This is a genomic window from Cupriavidus sp. 01T418, assembly GCF_056398885.1.
Genome location: NZ_JBFTQG010000007.1, coordinates 228,109 through 243,130, shown reverse-complemented (window position 1 = coordinate 243,130; position 15,022 = coordinate 228,109). Strand labels below are relative to the sequence as shown.

Below are 15,022 nucleotides of genomic sequence, written 5' to 3'. Positions count from 1 at the left end.
TAGTGTGATCCAAAATACTCTTATACCCATCCTGGTGGCGCTATGGCTCGGCCTGGCCAGTCCGGCCCTGCTGGCGGCACCCGCCGCCGCATCGGACGCGAGCGGCGTGCGCGCGCCGGCCAAGGCCGGCACACGTGCGAGCCACACGCCGGCATCACCGGCCGCCCAGCAAGCCCCCAACGCGCCGTCAGCCAATCACGACCAATACGCGCTGCGCCCCGAGCGCGACGTCCAGCCGCGCAGCAGCTTCGGCCTGCGGATGAAACCCGGCTGGCAGCAGGACGATCCAGGCCGCTAAAGCGCCTGCCTGCCGGGCGCCTGGTCTCCTTCGCGAACTCGGTTTCGGTGCCATTTTGCCACCACATGGTTGCATTTTGACACCAAGAAACTATACTGCAAGCTTCCTTTGAAGTGAAGGAGGCGTCATTGACGCTTGGATGGGCAATTGCCCTAACAGTGAAATGGACAAACCAATTCGCACGCCGAGAGGCGCTCAGGAAGTCCACGGAGAGTAAGCATGGCTACCAAGCACGAAAGCGCCCTGGAAGTTTCAGGTCGTGGGCGCATCACAGCCCGATTGAGTGCAGACAAGCAAGAGTTGCTGCAGCTGGCTGCAGATTTATCGGGCAGTACCCTTAACCAGTTCGTTGTGCAATCAGCGCTACGTGCAGCCGAGCGGGTGATCGAGCAGGAAGAAACCATCCAGGCCATCAAGCTGACGGTGGAGGAATCCAGGCGCTTTTTTGCGCTGCTCGATGAGCCGGCGAAGCCGAATGAGGCCCTGAGACGCACGATGGCGCGCTTTAGGAAAGCAAAAGGTGAAAGTAAAGATTCAGTCTTTGAGCTCGAATGAAGACCGCGGCACGTTTGATTGTGGGACGAGTTCGTTGAACGACTGGCTGCAGAAGACGGCCAGGCAGCACCAGGAAAAGAGTTTGTCGCGGACGTATGTCGCGGTCTATCCCGACGATCCGACAAGGATCGTCGGGTACTACGCCCTGGCAGCAACCCAGGTACTGACTGAGGGGATGCAGGGTAAGAAGCTTCCCAGGGATGTATCCGCAGTGCTCTTGGCACGGCTTGCCGTTGACAAGAAGAATAAAGGCCAGGGCCTCGGCGGATATCTCTTGATGCATGCGCTGGACAAGGTGGTCACCGCCGCCGCGATTGTTGGCGTGCAGTGTGTCGTAGTCGATGCAATCGATAAGCAGGCTGCGGACTTTTATCAGTACTTTGGCTTCGTGCCCCTCACTGCCGATCCGCGGCGTCTCTTCCTGCCGCTCAATACGGTTCGCCAACTGGTGGAACTGGACGACGAGAACGGCGGGAAGGTGTAGTGCGGGCCGGGAATGCCAAGCATGACCCTCACACCACAAGGAGTCCAGATGTCCGTCAGCCCGACCGGCTTTGCCCCCCGGCCGCAGCCCGCGCCACCGTCCATGACCTGCGCGCTTCGCGCATCCGCGAGGTGGCCAACGCCGGCATCGGCCTGCCCGACGTGCTGCCGTTCTGGTTCGGCGAATCCGACCAGGTCACGCCCGGCTTCATCCGCGATGCCGCAAGCCGTGCGCTGGCCGGGGGTGCCACTTTCTATACGCACAACCTGGGTATCGCGCCGCTGCGCAGCGCGCTGGCCGGGTACGTCAGCGCGCTGCATGGCGCCACGGCGCCCGACAACGTGGTGGTCACCAGCGCGGGCGTCAATGCGCTGATGCTGGCGGCGCAGCTGGTGGCCGGTCCCGGCGACCGCGCCGTCGCCGTTACGCCGCTGTGGCCCAACCTGGTGGAGATTCCCAAGATCCTTGGCGCTGAGGTGGAAACCGTCTCGCTCGATTACGGCGCGCATGGCTGGACCCTGGACCTCGGCAAGCTGCTGGCGGCGCTGACGCCCGATACGCGGCTGCTGATGATCAACTCGCCCAACAACCCCACCGGCTGGGTGATGTCGCGCGCGGACCAGCAAGCGGTGCTGGTGCATTGCCGCCGCCACGGCATCTGGATCATTGCCGATGAAGTCTATGAGCGGCTGTATTACGGCGGCAATGGCGGCAATGGCGGCGAAGGCGCGACCGCGCCGTCCTTCCTGGATATCGCCAGCCGCGACGAGCGGGTGATCTGCGTGAACTCCTTCTCCAAGGCCTGGCTGATGACTGGCTGGCGGCTGGGCTGGATGGTGCTGCCCGCGGCGCTCACCGACGATCTCGGCAAGCTGGTCGAGTACAACACGTCGTGCGCGCCGTCCTTCGTGCAGGAAGCCGGCATCGTGGCGGTGCGCGAGGGCGAGGCTTTCACCCGCGAACTGGTCGGGCGGCTGCGCGCGGCGCGCGACCACCTGGTGGGTGCGCTGGCTGCCGTGCCGGGGGTGGATGTGCATGCGCCGGAGGGAGCGATGTATGTGTTCTTCCGGCTGGCGGGGGCAGGCGACAGCCTTGCGCTTTGCAAGCAACTGGTGCGCGAGGCGCGACTGGGGCTGGCGCCCGGGAGTGCGTTTGGGGATGAGGGGGAGGGGTTTGTGCGGTGGTGCTATGCCTGTGACCCGGCGCGGCTGGATGAGGGGGTACGGCGGTTGCGGGATTTCCTCGGACGATGAGGGAGCGTCCCGCCTATCGCGCTGCGGACTCCGGCTCTTGCCACCAGCCTCCGCCAAGCGCCTGCAGCAGCGCCGCGGAATCGCTGAAGCGGCTGGCGGTGGCCTGCGCCAGCGAGAGTGCCGCCTGCCGGTACTGCCGCTGCGCATCGAGCACCGCAAGCTGGCTGACGCCGCCAAGGCGATACTGGCCCGACACGATGGCCAGCGTATCGGCCGCCTGCCTGGCGCTGTCGGCGCGTGCCTGCAAGGTATTGGCATCCGCCTCCAGCGCGCGCAAGGCATCGGCCACTTCGCGCAGGCCTTGCAGCACCGCTTGCTGGTAGGCCGCCAGCGATTGCTCGTAGGCGGCCTCGGCGGCGCGGTGGCGGGCTACCAGCTCGCCACCGCGGAACACCGGCTGCACCAGCCCCGCGGCGAGCGACCACACGTTGAGGCTGCCGAATAAATCGCGCGCGGACAAGGACTGCGAACCGGCGCTGCCCGATAGTGTCAGCTGTGGATAGCGCTGCGCCGTGGCCACGCCGATATTGGCCGATGCCTGGTGCAGCAGCGCCTCGGCCGCGCGGATATCCGGGCGGCGTTGCGCCATGGTGGAGGGCAGGCTGAGCGGCAGGGTGTCGGGCAGCGTGAGATCGGCCAGGCGGAATTCGGGCAGCCTGGCACTGGCCGGCGGCTGTCCCAGGTAGACCGCCAGTTGATGGCGCGTGGCCGCGAGCTGCTGCAACAGGCCTGGCAGCAAGGCCTGGCTTTGCGCCAGTTGGTCGCGCTGGCGCTGCACGTCTACCTTTGCCACGCCGCCGGCGCGCAGACGCTGCTCCGTAATATCGAGCTGGCGTTGCTGAGCCTGCACGATGGCCTCGGTGTCGGCGATCTGCGCGCGCAAGCCGGCTTCGCGGATGGCGGCGGTGGCCACGTTGCCGGCCAGCGTCAGGCGCGCGGCTTCGAACTCGAAGCGCTGGTAGTCCACGGCCGCGCGCAGGCCTTCGAGTTCGCGCCGCTGGCCGCCGAACAGGTCGAGCGTGTATGAAATCTCCACGCTGGCGCCGTACAGCGTGAACGGCGCGGGGCTGGGGAATGCCGTAATGCCCAGCGCGGAAAAATCGACCTGCTCGCGGGTGCTGTTCAGCTTGGCGTCAACCCGAGGCAGCAAGCGCGCGCCGGTGGTGGCCGCCAGTTCCTGGCGCGCCTGTTCGATCCGGGCCTGTGCCTGCGCCAGCGTCGGGCTGGCATCCAGCGCCGCGCGGATGGTCTGGTCCAGTGCCGGGCTGTGGAACAGCGCCCACCATTGCGCGGGCACGTCGGCGCCAAGCTCCAGCGTTTGCGCCTGGCCGTGCGGCACATCGGCGGCGCTGGTGCGCTCCGGCTGCGTGCCGGCGGTGTATGCCGGGACCACGGGCGCGGCCGGCACGGTGAAGTCGGGGCCCACCGCGCAGGCCGACAGTGCCGCTGCCGCGAGCACGGCGAGGACCGTGCGGTGCGAGGTGAATGGGCGTCGTGGCGAGGCTTGCATGGCAGGCTCCCTCAGTCCAGCGTGCGGCGATAGAAACGTACCGCAATGGTCATGACGATTGCCGTGAACAGCGCCATTGGCCACACGTTCGGCCATAGCTCGATCCAGCCGTTGCCCTTGAGCAGGATGCCGCGGACCAGCCGGTTGAAGTAGGTCATCGGCAGCACGTTGCCGATGACCTGCGCCCAGCCCGGCATGCCCTGGAACGGAAACATGAAGCCCGACAGCAGGATGTTCGGCAGGAAATAGAAGAAGGTCAGCTGCACGGCCTGCAACTGGTTCTGCGCCAGCGAGGACAGCGTGATGCCCACGGTCAGGTTGGCGGCGATAAACAGCAGCGCCGACAGGTAGACGGCCACCACCGAGCCGACGAAAGGCACGCGAAAGACCCAGCGCGCGGCCAGCAGGATGATGGTGGCCTGGATCAGGCCGATGAAGATGTAGGGGATGATCTTGCCGGTGATCACCTCCAGCGGCATGACCGGCGTGGCCAGCAGGTTTTCCATGGTGCCGCGCTCGCGCTCGCGGGTCATGGCCAGGCCTGTCATCATCACCATCGTCATGGTCAGGATCACGCCCATCAGGCCGGGGATGATGTTGTACTGCGTGATGCCCTCGGGGTTGTAGAGCCGCTGCACCTGCACGTCGAAGGGTGGCTTGCCGCCCGCCAGGTGCGCCAGCGCGCCCTGCAGGTCCTTGTCGGCCACCGAGAGCGGAAGCTGCGCCAGCGCGGAGATGGCCATGCCGGTGGCGGAAGGGTCGGTGGCGTCCGCCTCGACCAGCAGCGCGGGCCGCTCGCCGCGCAGCAGCCGGCTGGTGAAATCGGACGGAATGGTGAGCACGAACTGCACCTCGCCCTTCATCAGCGCCTCGCGCCCGGCGGCTTCGTCGGGCAGGGTGCGCACCACGTCGAAATACGTCGACGTTTGCATGCCGGCGACGAAGGAACGGGTGAACTCGCTGTGGTCCGCGGCGATCACCGCGGTGGCGAGGTGGCGCGGATCGCTGTTGATGGCGAAGCCGAACAGCATCAGCTGGATGATCGGCAGCCCGACGATCATGCCGAAGGTGACGCGGTCGCGGCGCAGTTGCAGGAACTCCTTGAGCACGATGCTCCACCAGCGGTCCAGGGAGAACGGGAAGCGGGCGCCGTCGCGGGCGCGCTCGCTGTTGGGATCGCCGCGCTTCATGTCCTTGCCTCCCTGGCCATACCTGGGCCGGCCGCGCGCATATTGTCCTCGGCGCGGCCCATCATGTGGATGAAAGCATCTTCCAGGCTGGTCTCGATCGGCTCGATCCGGTGCTGCGGGCCGGCGATGCGGCGTAGCGTGGCCTCCAGCGCGGGCGCGTCGTGCCCGGTGACATGCAGGGCGCTGCCGAACACGACGGTTTGCTCCACACCCGGCGCGCCTTGCAATTGGTCCGACAGCGTGGAGAGCTGTTCTCCCTGCACGCTCCAGGTGACCAGCTTCTGGCTGGCTACCACTTCGCTCGCCGTACCCTGCGCCAGCAGCTTGCCGTAGGCGATATAGGCGAGCTTGTGGCAGCGCTCGGCCTCGTCCATGTAGTGCGTGCTGACCAGGACCGAGATGCCGCGCGCGGCGAGCTGGTGCAGTTGCGCCCAGAAGTCGCGGCGCGCCTTCGGGTCGACCCCGGCGGTGGGTTCGTCGAGCAGCAGCAGCCGCGGCTCGTGCAGCAGGCAGGCGGCCAGCGCGAGGCGCTGCTTCCAGCCGCCCGAGAGGGAGCCGGCCAGCTGCTGCGCGCGGCTGGCGAGCCCAAGGTCTTCGAGCGCCCGGTCCACGGCCTCGCGGCGCCGGAGCATGCCATATACACGCGCCACGAAATCCAGGTTCTCGCGGATGGAGAGGTCGTCCCAGTAGGAGAACTTCTGCGTCATATAGCCCACGCGCCGCTTGATCTCGGCGGTCTCGCGCAGGATGTCGTAGCCCAGGCAGGTGCCGGTGCCGGAGTCCGGCGTCAGCAGCCCGCACATCATGCGGATCGAGGTGGTCTTGCCGCTGCCGTTGGGGCCGAGGAAGCCTAAGATCTCGCCATGTGCCACCTGCAGGCTGAGGTTGTTGACCACGTGCTTGTCGCCGTAGTGCTTGTTGATCCCGCGCACGTCGATGGCCAGGCCGCCGGACTCGCCCGGCTGGCGGTTCGGCGATGCGCTGGCGGCCACGGGCGTGTTCATGGCCTGGCCACCTCGACCGGCTGGCCAGGATGCAGCTTGGACGCATCGGCCGGCGCGGGCCGCGCTTCCACCAGGAATACCAGCTTGCGGCGTGTTTCGTTGCTGTAGATCACCGGCGGCGTGTACTCGGCCTGGCTGGAGATATAGCTGATGGTGGCCGCAACCGGCGCAGCGCAGCCATCGCAGCGCACGCGCAGCGCCTCGCCATTCTTGAATGCGCCAACCACCGTCTCCGGCACGTAGAAGCGCACCTTCACATTGCCCGGCGGCAGCAGCCGCACCACCGGGCTGCCGGCCGGCACCCAGTCGCCAAGGCGAAAGGGCGTGTCGTACACCAGTCCCGCCTGGGTCGCGCCCACGGTCTTGCGCGACAGCTTCCACTCGGCCTGCGCCAGGGCGGCGCGCGCGGCGGCCACCTGGCTTTGCTGGGCGGCCTGCTGCGCGGTGCGCCCCGGCAGCAGGGCCACGTCGATATCGCGCTGCAGTTCGCGCACGCGGGCGGCGTCGGAGGCGGCGGTAGCGCGGCTTTCCTCCAGTTGCGCCAGCGCGATCCCGCCGATGGCATACTGGGCCTCGTCGCGCTTGCGTTGCGCGGCGCTGCGCGCGGCGGCGGCCTGTGCCTGCGCCAGTTGCGCGCGGCTCACGTCCACTTCGGGCAAGCGCTTGCCGGTCTTCAGGTCGGCAAGCTGCGACTCGGCCGCGCGCATCTGCGCCTCGGCCTGCTGGCGCGCTGCGCGTTCGTCATCGGCTTCCAGCGCGAACAGCGGCGCGCCGGCGGCGACCTGCTGGCCGCGCTGGACCGAAAGCCGGTCCAGCCGGCCGGCAAAGGGCGAGGCCACGCTGACGAATTCGCCTTCCACATAGCCTTGCCATGACGGCGGCGCCTTTTCGCCGCACGCGCACAGCAGCGCGGCGCCGATCAGGGCAGCCGGCATGGCCGCCCATGAAGACCGCGCTGGCGGATGCGGGACGGATCGAAATGGACCAGGCGAGGCGGGACGTAGCATGTTGGGCTCCGTGGCGGACGGACTGGCTTCAGGCGGACGGCGGCGGTGCGGACGGTCCCGGCTGCGACGCCGCCAGGCCATGCGCCAGCAGCGCGCTGACGTGCCGCACCAGCGCTTCGCTATCGATCGCTTCGGCGCCGGGCATGCGGCGCCAGATATGGGTGGTGGCCAGCGGCAGCAGCGTCAGGCCGATCAGCGACACCATCAACAGCGGCGGCTCCAGCCCCGGGTTGATCTCGCCGCGCGCGCGCGCGGCTGCCAGGGGCGCGATGATCAGGCCGGCGCGCCGCAGCGCGATCTTTTGCAGCACGCGCTGATGCAGCTGCCCGTCCGCGCCGACGATCTCGCGGATCCACAGCCCGGGGAACCACGGCGTGGCGGCGGCGGCGCGGATCAGCCGCCCGGCGATGCCCACCAGCATGGCGGCCGGGTCGGCGCTGTCGGCCAAGGCCGGCGCGAACACCTTCTCGACCAGGGGCTGAAGGCGCTCGTCGACCACCGCATCGATCAACTGGTCGCGGTCGCGGAAGTAGTAGTGCACCAGCGCCGGTGTGACGCCGGCGTGCGTGGCGATGGCCTTGATCGGCGTGGCGGCAACACCGCGCTGCGAGAACAGTTCGGTGGCAGCATCGAGCAGTTGCTCGCGCTGGCCTGCGCTGCCCGTATTTCCTGCGGCGGGACGGCCGGGACGGCGGCCGGCGCGCGGGTTGACTGCTTCAGCTGGCATGGATGGCTCCGGACTACGCAAACAATATTAATTGTTGCATTAATTAATTCAAATACTGTTACAAAGTCGGATTGCCCATTCTGGGTGGGGGTAGTAAATGTTGCATTGCAGCGGCGCAAGGTAGACATGTAATCTTCCCTTGGCTATGCTTCGTGCGCCAATCAGTCGGGCTTCAACCTTCATCCGTCCGCCGCTGCCCCCGGAATATTCATGTTGCTTCGTTGCTTCACTGCCGCCACGGCGCGGCCTTGCCTGCCTTTTGCCTCTCGCCTGGCTGCGGCCGCCTTGTCGCTGGCCGGGCTTGGGGGTATGGCGGCAATGCCGGCGATGGCGCAGGAGCCGGGCGAGGGTGGCAGCGATGCGCAAGCGCAGGCAGAAGTCCCCGAGAACTTCGCCCTCCATGGGCAGGCCACCTATATCTGGCAGCGCAAGCCATCCTTCGGTGCGGCTTATTCCGGTGCCAACAGCCTGACGCCGGAGCGCGCCAAGAGTTATTCGTTCACCGCCACGCTCGATCTCGGCGCGCGCCTGTGGCGCGGCGCCGAGTTCCACTTCAACCCGGAAGCGACGCAAGGCGTGCCCTTTTCCGAGTTGCATGGCCTGGGCGGCCCGGCCAACGGGGAGTTGGCCAAGGTGTCAAGCACCAACCCGGTGTTCTACCGCGCGCGCGCCTTTGTCCGGCAGACCTGGGGCCTGGGCGGCGGCACCGAGCAAGTGGACGCTGACTTCAACCAGCTGGCCGGCAGCGTCGACAAGCGCCGCGTGGTGCTGACCGCCGGCAACTTCGGCGTGCTCGACATCTTCGACCAGAACGAATTCGGTTCCGACCCGCGCACCCAGTTCATGAACTGGTCGTTCCTGACGCACGGCTCCTTCGACTATCCGGCGGATGCGCGCGGCTACGACTGGGGCGTGGCGCTCGAATACATCGGCGATAGCTGGTCGGTGCGGCTTGGCCGCTTCCTGCAGCCGGTGGAGTCCAACGGACTTGAGCTCGATACGCGCATGTTCGAGCACTATGGCGACATCCTCGAATTCGAGAAGCGCTACAAGCTGGCGGGCAAGCCCGGCGTGGCGCGCCTGATGCTCTGGCGTAACAAGGCGCGCATGGGCGCGTTCAGCGATGCGCTCCAGTTCGGTGCCGCCAACGGCACCACGCCGGATGTGGCCGATGTGCGCGAGGAGCACGCCAAGATCGGCGTGGGCCTGTCGCTGATGCAGCGGGTGAACGACTCGCTCGGCGTGTTCGCGCGCGCCAATATGTCCGACGACAAGACCGAGACCTACGCCTTTACCGAAATCGGCCGCCAGGTGGCCGCCGGCGGCGTGCTCAACGGCAACGCCTGGGGGCGGCCAAACGATGTGCTGGGGCTGGGCATGTCGGTGAATATGCTGGGTTCGCGCCACCAGGCTTACCTGGCAGCGGGCGGCCAGGGCGCCTTCCTCGGCGACGGTGCGCTCAAGTACGGGCCCGAGCAGATCGTGGAAGTGTTCTACAGCTTCCAGCCGGTCAAGTACCTGAGCATCAGCCCGGACTTCCAGTACATCCGCAATCCCGGCTACAACCGCGACCGCGGCCCGGCAAAGTTCTACGGCGTGCGCCTGCACGCGGAATTCTGAGCGAGCGGAGCCCGGCCGAAAAAAACCCCGGCATGCGTGCCGGGGCTTTTACATTCGCTTCGTATCCTGGTGCGGCGTCACTGCCGCGCGTTGCGCCGGTTGTCCGGCCACGGCGTGTTGAAGTTGGTGCGGAACGGATTGATATCCAGCCCGCCGCGCCGCGTGTAGCGCGCATAGACCGCCAGCTTCACGGGCTTGCACTGGCGCATCACGTCGATGAAGATCCGCTCCACGCATTGCTCGTGGAACTCGTTGTGGTTGCGGAACGAGATCAGGTACTTGAGCAGCGCTTCCTGGTTGATCGGCGCGCCCACGTAGCGGATCTGCACACTGCCCCAGTCCGGCTGGCCGGTCACCAGGCAGTTGGACTTGAGCAGGTGCGACACCAGCGTTTCCTCCACCGGCGATTCGTCCTGGGCGGCATGCAGCAAGTGCGGCGCCGGCTCGTAGATATCGGTCTCGATGTCGAGACGGTCCAGCAGCACGCCGTCCAGTTCGCCCATCTTCTGCGTACCCAGGTCGGCTTCGGTCACCAGCCGCACCTGCACCGTGCCGCCGATGGCTTCTGACAGGTCGTGGTGCAGCAGTTGCTGAAGCGCCTCGGGCGAGGCGATCTTGCTCTGGTTGAACGAGTTCAGGTAGAGCTTGAACGACTTGGACTCGATGATGTTCGGCGTGTCGGCGGGAATGATGAAGCTGGCCAGCGCGACCTGCGGCTTGCCCTTCATGTTCAGCCACGACAGCTCGTACGCGTTCCAGATATCCACGCCGAAGAACGGCAGCGCGCGGCCTTCGGCCAGGCCGATCTCGGTGCGCTTGGGCTGGCGCGGAATCGGGAATAGCAGGGTGGGGTCGTACTCGGTCTTGTAGGCCGAGGGTTTGCCTAGCGGCGATTGTTCGGGAAGGCTCATGGTTGCCTCGCGTGTGGCCCCGCGCTTGGGGGAGCTTGGGGGGCCACGGGATTGATCAGGACAAGAACAGCTTGTACACAGGGTTCTCGGTCTCTTCCCAGTGTACATAGCCCAGCGTGGCGAGGAAGGCGCGGAAGGCGCGCTTCTCGTTCCTGGGCACCTGGATGCCGACCAGGATATTGGAGGTGTCGCCGCCCTGGTTGCGGTAGTGGAACAGGCTGATGTTCCAGTTCGGGCTCATGCTCGACAGGAAGCGCATCAGCGCGCCCGGACGCTCGGGGAACTCGAAGCGGTAAAGCAGTTCGTCATGCGCCAGCGGCGAATGGCCGCCCACCATGTAGCGGATATGCTGCTTGGCCAGTTCGTTGTTCGACAGGTCCACCGTGTCGAAGCCATGGCGGCGGAAGCCGTTGGCGATCTTGTCGTTCTCCGCGCGGCTCGCGATCTGCACGCCGACGAAGATGTGCGCCATGCTGTTGTCGGCAATCCGGTAGTTGAACTCGGTCACGTTGCGCGTGCCGACCTGCTCGCAGAAGCGCTTGAAACTGCCGCGCTCCTCGGGAATGCTGACCGCGAAGATCGCCTCGCGTGCCTCGCCCACCTCGGCGCGCTCGGCCACGAAGCGCAGGCGGTCGAAGTTCATGTTGGCGCCGCAGGCAATGGCCACCAGATGCTGGCCCTTGAGCTTCTCGCGCTCGGCATACAGCTTCAGGCCGGCCACGGCCAGCGCGCCGGCCGGTTCCAGGATGCTGCGGGTGTCCTGGAACACATCCTTGACCCCGGCGCAGATGGCGTCGGTATCCACCAGGATGATCTCGTCGACCAGCTCGCGCGTGAGGCGGAAGGTTTCCTTGCCGACCAGCTTGACCGCGGTGCCGTCCGAGAACAGGCCCACTTCCTTGAGTTCCACGCGCTTGCCCGCGTCCACCGAGCGCTTCATCGCATCGGAATCCACGGTCTGCACGCCGATCACCTTGATCTCCGGACGCACTGCCTTGATGTAGGCGGCGATGCCGGAAATCAGGCCGCCACCGCCGATCGCCACGAACACCGCGTGCAGCGGGCCCGGGTGCTGGCGCAGGATTTCCATGGCGATGGTGCCCTGGCCGGCGATGACTTCGGGATCGTCGAAGGGGTGGATGAAGGTCAGCTTGTGCTTCTTCTCCAGTTCCGCCGCGTGGTCGTAGGCATCGCTGTATGAGTCGCCGTGCAGCACGATCTCGACCCACTCGCCGCCGCGCTCGCGCACCGCGTCGATCTTTACCTGCGGGGTGGTGACCGGCATGGCGATCAGCGCCTTGCATTTCAGGCGCGCGGCCGACAGCGCCACGCCCTGGGCGTGATTGCCGGCCGAGGCGGCAATCACGCCGCGCTTGAGTTCCTCCGGCGACAGCGAGGCCATCTTGTTGTACGCGCCGCGCAGCTTGAACGAGAACACCGGCTGGGTGTCCTCGCGCTTGAACCACACCGAGTTGCCGGTGCGCGCGGAGAGCTGGTGTGCGTAGGTGAGATCGGTCTCCTGGGCCACGTCGTACACCTTGGCGGTCAGGATCTTTCTCAGGTAATCGGGTTTGCTGGTCATCTGGACAGCCGGTGCGGGGATTGGCGGAAACCGCTAATGATAAAGGATGGCGCGGTGCGGCGATGCAGCCGCCCCGGAACCAGTGACGGCCAAGGGCAGGCCGATCCACCTGAACCGCGGCGCTGCGGGCACCAGCGCTGCGCATCGTGCGGACGGCCGCGCACCTTGTAGGACGTTGCCCTGTGGACGGTGCGGGAACACTCGTGATACGGTGTAGCGCGATGCCCAACCTGCCTCTTATCGAATCAAACACGGCGCTGTTCCTGGATTTCGACGGTACGCTGGCCGACCTCGCGCCACGTCCGGACCTCGTACGGGTCGAACCGGAACTGGTGGGGACGCTGCGCGCCCTGCATCTGCATCTGGGCGGTGCCGTGGCGCTGGTTTCGGGCCGGCCGATTGCCGAACTCGACCACTTCCTGCAGCCGCTGCAATTGCCCGCGGCAGGCGTGCACGGCGCGGAATTGCGCGATGCGGCCGGCCACCGGCTGCGCCAGCCGGACCCCGGCGTGGCCCTGTTGCTGGCGCCCCTCGAAGCCCTGGTGAGCGCGCATCCCGGCTTGCTGCTGGAGCGCAAGTCGGTCGCGGTGGCGGTGCATTACCGCGCGCTCCCCCAGCTTGAAGGCCTGGTGCGCAACTTCGCGGCGGAGCTCGCCAGCGGCGTACCCGGCATCGAAGTGCTGCACGGCAAGCTGGTGGTGGAACTCAAGCCGGCCGGCATCGACAAGGGCGGCGCCATCGACACCCTGATGCGCGGCCCGCCATTTGCACGCCGCACGCCGCTCTTTGCCGGCGACGACATTACCGACGAGGCCGGCTTTGCCGCAGTGCGGCGCCTGGGCGGCATCGGCTTGCTGGTGGGCCAGCGGCCCAGCGCCGCCACCGTCAGCGTGGCCGGTCCGGCCGCGCTGCGCTGCTGGCTGCATCGCTCGGCCAAGGCGCTGGAAATCATGTCTGCCGCGGACGGATCGCCGGCGGCCGGAACCACAACGACAACGACAACGACGTCTTGAGGGGGATTCGCTGTGACCAACTCATCTACCGAGGGTATCCAGGTCAGTGTCGACGGTGCCGGCCGCTATGCCGATCCCTCGCTATCCCTGGGCATGATCGGCAACTGCGCGATCTCCGCGCTGGTCGACGGCCGCGGGCGCATCGTCTGGTGCTGCCTGCCGCGTTTCGATGGTGATCCGATCTTCAATGCCTTGCTCGATCCTGGCGAGAATGCGGGCCACTTCTCTATCGAGATCGAGGATTTCCAGGAGGCGCATCAATGGTACGAGCCGAATACTGCCGTGCTGCGCACGCGGCTGACGGACCAGCATGGCAACGCCCTCGAAATCACCGATTTCGCGCCGCGCTTTTTTCGGCTGGGCCGTTACTTTCGCCCCACCACGCTGATCCGGCGCATTCGTACGATAAACGGCGCGCCGCGCGTGCGGGTGACGGTGGCGCCGCGTTTCGACTGGGGAAGAGTCAAGCCAGAGATCACGCGCGGCAGCAGCCATGTGCGCTATGTCGGCGACGGCTYGACGCTGCGCATGACCACCGACGCACCGCTGACCTATGTGCTGTCGCAGACCCCCTTCCTGCTGACGCGCGACCTCAACTTCATCCTCGGGCCCGATGAAACGCTGCAGGGCGGCGTGGAGGAAATAGCGCGCGACTTCGAGCAGGAAACCACCGCCTACTGGAAGATGTGGAGCCGCCGCCTCGCGGTGCCGCGCGAATGGCAGGACGCGGTGATCCGCGCCGCCGTCACGCTCAAGCTGTCGCTCTTTGAGGAGACCGGGGCCATTGTCGCCGCCATGACCACCAGCATTCCCGAAGCGCCGGGCAGCGGACGCAACTGGGACTACCGGTTCTGCTGGCTGCGCGACGCCTTCTTCGTGATCCGCGCGCTCAACAGCCTGTCCGAGGTCGGCACCATGGAGGACTACCTGCGCTGGCTGTCCAACGTGGTGATGCAATCCAAGAGCGGCCATATCCAGCCGCTGTACGGCATCGGGCTCGAACTCGAATTGCCGGAGAGCGTGCTCGATCACTTGTCGGGCTACCGCGGCATGGGCCCGGTGCGCGTGGGCAACCAGGCGCAGGAGCACTTCCAGCACGATGTCTACGGCAACGTGGTGCTGGGCGCGGCCCAGGCTTTCCACGACCATCGCCTGCTGCACCGGGGCGGGGCGGCGGAATATCAAGTACTGGAAACCGTGGGCGAGCAGGCGGTACGCGTGTTCGGCACGCCCGATGCCGGCATGTGGGAGCTGCGCACGCGGGCGCGGGTGCATACCTCCTCGGCGCTGATGAGCTGGGCGGCTTGCGACCGCCTCGCCAAGATCGGCGATGCGCTGCACTTGCCCGATCGCGCGGCATACTGGCGCCAGCATGCTGATGCCATGAAGGAGCGCATCGTGCGCGAGTCCTGGAGCGAGGAACGCCAGGCGTTCGCCGAGAGCTTCGGCGGGCGCGAGCTCGATGCCAGCGTGCTGCTGATGGCCGAGGTCGGTTTTATCGCACCCCGGGACGAGCGTTTCATGGCGACGCTCAAGGCGTTGGAAGCCTCGTTGTGCGACGGCCCGTATATGCGCCGTTACGAGGCGCCGGACGACTTCGGCAAGCCCGAGACCGCCTTCAATATCTGCACCTTCTGGCGTATCGATGCGCTGGCGCGCGTGGGCCGCCGCGAGGAAGCGCGCGAGATTTTCGAGGCCATGCTGGCGGCGCGCAACCCGCTTGGCCTGCTGTCCGAGGACACCCATCCCGTGACCGGCGAGATGTGGGGGAATTTCCCGCAGACCTACTCGATGGTAGGGCTGATCAACGGCGCCATGCGCCTGTCCGCGCCATGGGATTCGGTGATTTGAGCCCCTCGGATCGGGCG

14 protein-coding genes are annotated in these 15,022 nt (G+C 66.8%); 7 read left to right on the top strand and 7 right to left on the bottom strand.

Going from position 1 to position 15,022, the window contains the following annotated elements:
• The first annotated feature begins 4 nt into the window (after positions 1–4).
• From AC1DQ3_RS11150 to AC1DQ3_RS11135, 4 genes are all read left to right on the top strand, one after another.
• Complete coding sequence (locus AC1DQ3_RS11150) at positions 5–298, top strand: hypothetical protein (RefSeq protein ID WP_477120243.1); 294 nt, start codon at positions 5–7, stop codon at positions 296–298.
• Positions 299–517: 219 nt separating this feature from the next.
• Entirely contained in the window at positions 518–853 is a 336-nt protein-coding gene (locus AC1DQ3_RS11145; RefSeq protein WP_477120242.1) for a type II toxin-antitoxin system TacA family antitoxin, read from the top strand.
• Entirely contained in the window at positions 819–1,337 is a 519-nt protein-coding gene (locus AC1DQ3_RS11140) for a GNAT family N-acetyltransferase (protein WP_477120241.1), read from the top strand. The genes AC1DQ3_RS11145 and AC1DQ3_RS11140 overlap by 35 nt, the downstream gene beginning before the upstream one ends.
• A 107-nt stretch (positions 1,338–1,444) precedes the next feature.
• Positions 1,445–2,590, top strand: coding sequence for a pyridoxal phosphate-dependent aminotransferase (locus AC1DQ3_RS11135; RefSeq protein ID WP_477120274.1), 1,146 nt, complete (start codon positions 1,445–1,447; stop codon positions 2,588–2,590).
• Between the two features lie 13 nt (positions 2,591–2,603).
• Here the strand turns inward: AC1DQ3_RS11135 and AC1DQ3_RS11130 are convergent, their stop codons facing one another.
• The 5 genes from AC1DQ3_RS11130 to AC1DQ3_RS11110 form a co-directional block, all read right to left on the bottom strand.
• Positions 2,604–4,100 (bottom strand): efflux transporter outer membrane subunit, encoded by a 1,497-nt coding sequence (locus AC1DQ3_RS11130; RefSeq protein ID WP_477120240.1) that lies wholly within the window; start codon positions 4,098–4,100, stop codon positions 2,604–2,606.
• An 11-nt stretch (positions 4,101–4,111) separates the two neighbouring features.
• Entirely contained in the window at positions 4,112–5,290 is a 1,179-nt protein-coding gene (locus tag AC1DQ3_RS11125) for an ABC transporter permease (protein WP_477120239.1), read from the bottom strand.
• A complete protein-coding gene (locus AC1DQ3_RS11120; RefSeq protein ID WP_477120238.1) occupies positions 5,287–6,294 on the bottom strand; it encodes an ABC transporter ATP-binding protein in 1,008 nt (335 codons plus the stop codon). Before AC1DQ3_RS11120 ends, AC1DQ3_RS11125 begins: the two co-directional genes overlap by 4 nt.
• Complete coding sequence (locus AC1DQ3_RS11115) at positions 6,291–7,229, bottom strand: HlyD family secretion protein (protein ID WP_477120237.1); 939 nt, start codon at positions 7,227–7,229, stop codon at positions 6,291–6,293. Before AC1DQ3_RS11115 ends, AC1DQ3_RS11120 begins: the two co-directional genes overlap by 4 nt.
• 100 nt (positions 7,230–7,329) lie before the next feature.
• Complete coding sequence (locus tag AC1DQ3_RS11110) at positions 7,330–8,028, bottom strand: TetR/AcrR family transcriptional regulator (protein WP_477120236.1); 699 nt, start codon at positions 8,026–8,028, stop codon at positions 7,330–7,332.
• A gap of 210 nt (positions 8,029–8,238) precedes the next feature.
• Between AC1DQ3_RS11110 and AC1DQ3_RS11105 the strand changes: the two genes are divergently transcribed.
• Positions 8,239–9,648: a carbohydrate porin gene (locus AC1DQ3_RS11105; protein ID WP_477120235.1), complete on the top strand. Its 1,410-nt coding sequence runs from the start codon at positions 8,239–8,241 to the stop codon at positions 9,646–9,648.
• Positions 9,649–9,725: 77 nt separating this feature from the next.
• Here the strand turns inward: AC1DQ3_RS11105 and queF are convergent, their stop codons facing one another.
• Together queF and ilvA are read right to left on the bottom strand one after the other, a co-directional pair.
• Entirely contained in the window at positions 9,726–10,559 is an 834-nt protein-coding gene (gene queF / locus AC1DQ3_RS11100; RefSeq protein ID WP_477120234.1) for an NADPH-dependent 7-cyano-7-deazaguanine reductase QueF, read from the bottom strand.
• 55 nt (positions 10,560–10,614) lie between these two features.
• Positions 10,615–12,141, bottom strand: a complete 1,527-nt coding sequence (gene ilvA, locus AC1DQ3_RS11095; protein WP_477120233.1) for a threonine ammonia-lyase, biosynthetic — start codon at positions 12,139–12,141, stop codon at positions 10,615–10,617.
• Positions 12,142–12,362: 221 nt separating this feature from the next.
• Between ilvA and otsB the strand changes: the two genes are divergently transcribed.
• Positions 12,363–13,154, top strand: a complete 792-nt coding sequence (otsB, locus tag AC1DQ3_RS11090; protein ID WP_477120232.1) for a trehalose-phosphatase — start codon at positions 12,363–12,365, stop codon at positions 13,152–13,154.
• 12 nt (positions 13,155–13,166) lie between these two features.
• The gene (locus AC1DQ3_RS11085) at positions 13,167–15,005 is read left to right on the top strand and encodes a glycoside hydrolase family 15 protein (protein WP_477120231.1); all 1,839 of its coding nucleotides are present in this window, start codon (positions 13,167–13,169) and stop codon (positions 15,003–15,005) included.
• Positions 15,006–15,022 lie beyond the last annotated feature (17 nt).

Excerpts from the sequence above, each read along its gene's own strand:
- AC1DQ3_RS11120 (WP_477120238.1), bottom strand. The coding sequence starts at position 6,294 with ATGAACACGCCCGTGGCCGCCAGCGCATCGCCGAACCGCCAGCCGGGC.
- otsB (WP_477120232.1), top strand. The coding sequence starts at position 12,363 with ATGCCCAACCTGCCTCTTATCGAATCAAACACGGCGCTGTTCCTGGAT.
- AC1DQ3_RS11130 (WP_477120240.1), bottom strand. The coding sequence starts at position 4,100 with ATGCAAGCCTCGCCACGACGCCCATTCACCTCGCACCGCACGGTCCTC.
- ilvA (WP_477120233.1), bottom strand. The coding sequence starts at position 12,141 with ATGACCAGCAAACCCGATTACCTGAGAAAGATCCTGACCGCCAAGGTG.
- AC1DQ3_RS11105 (WP_477120235.1), top strand. The coding sequence starts at position 8,239 with ATGTTGCTTCGTTGCTTCACTGCCGCCACGGCGCGGCCTTGCCTGCCT.
- AC1DQ3_RS11145 (WP_477120242.1), top strand. The coding sequence starts at position 518 with ATGGCTACCAAGCACGAAAGCGCCCTGGAAGTTTCAGGTCGTGGGCGC.
- AC1DQ3_RS11110 (WP_477120236.1), bottom strand. The coding sequence starts at position 8,028 with ATGCCAGCTGAAGCAGTCAACCCGCGCGCCGGCCGCCGTCCCGGCCGT.
- AC1DQ3_RS11115 (WP_477120237.1), bottom strand. The coding sequence starts at position 7,229 with ATGCCGGCTGCCCTGATCGGCGCCGCGCTGCTGTGCGCGTGCGGCGAA.
- queF (WP_477120234.1), bottom strand. The coding sequence starts at position 10,559 with ATGAGCCTTCCCGAACAATCGCCGCTAGGCAAACCCTCGGCCTACAAG.
- AC1DQ3_RS11125 (WP_477120239.1), bottom strand. The coding sequence starts at position 5,290 with ATGAAGCGCGGCGATCCCAACAGCGAGCGCGCCCGCGACGGCGCCCGC.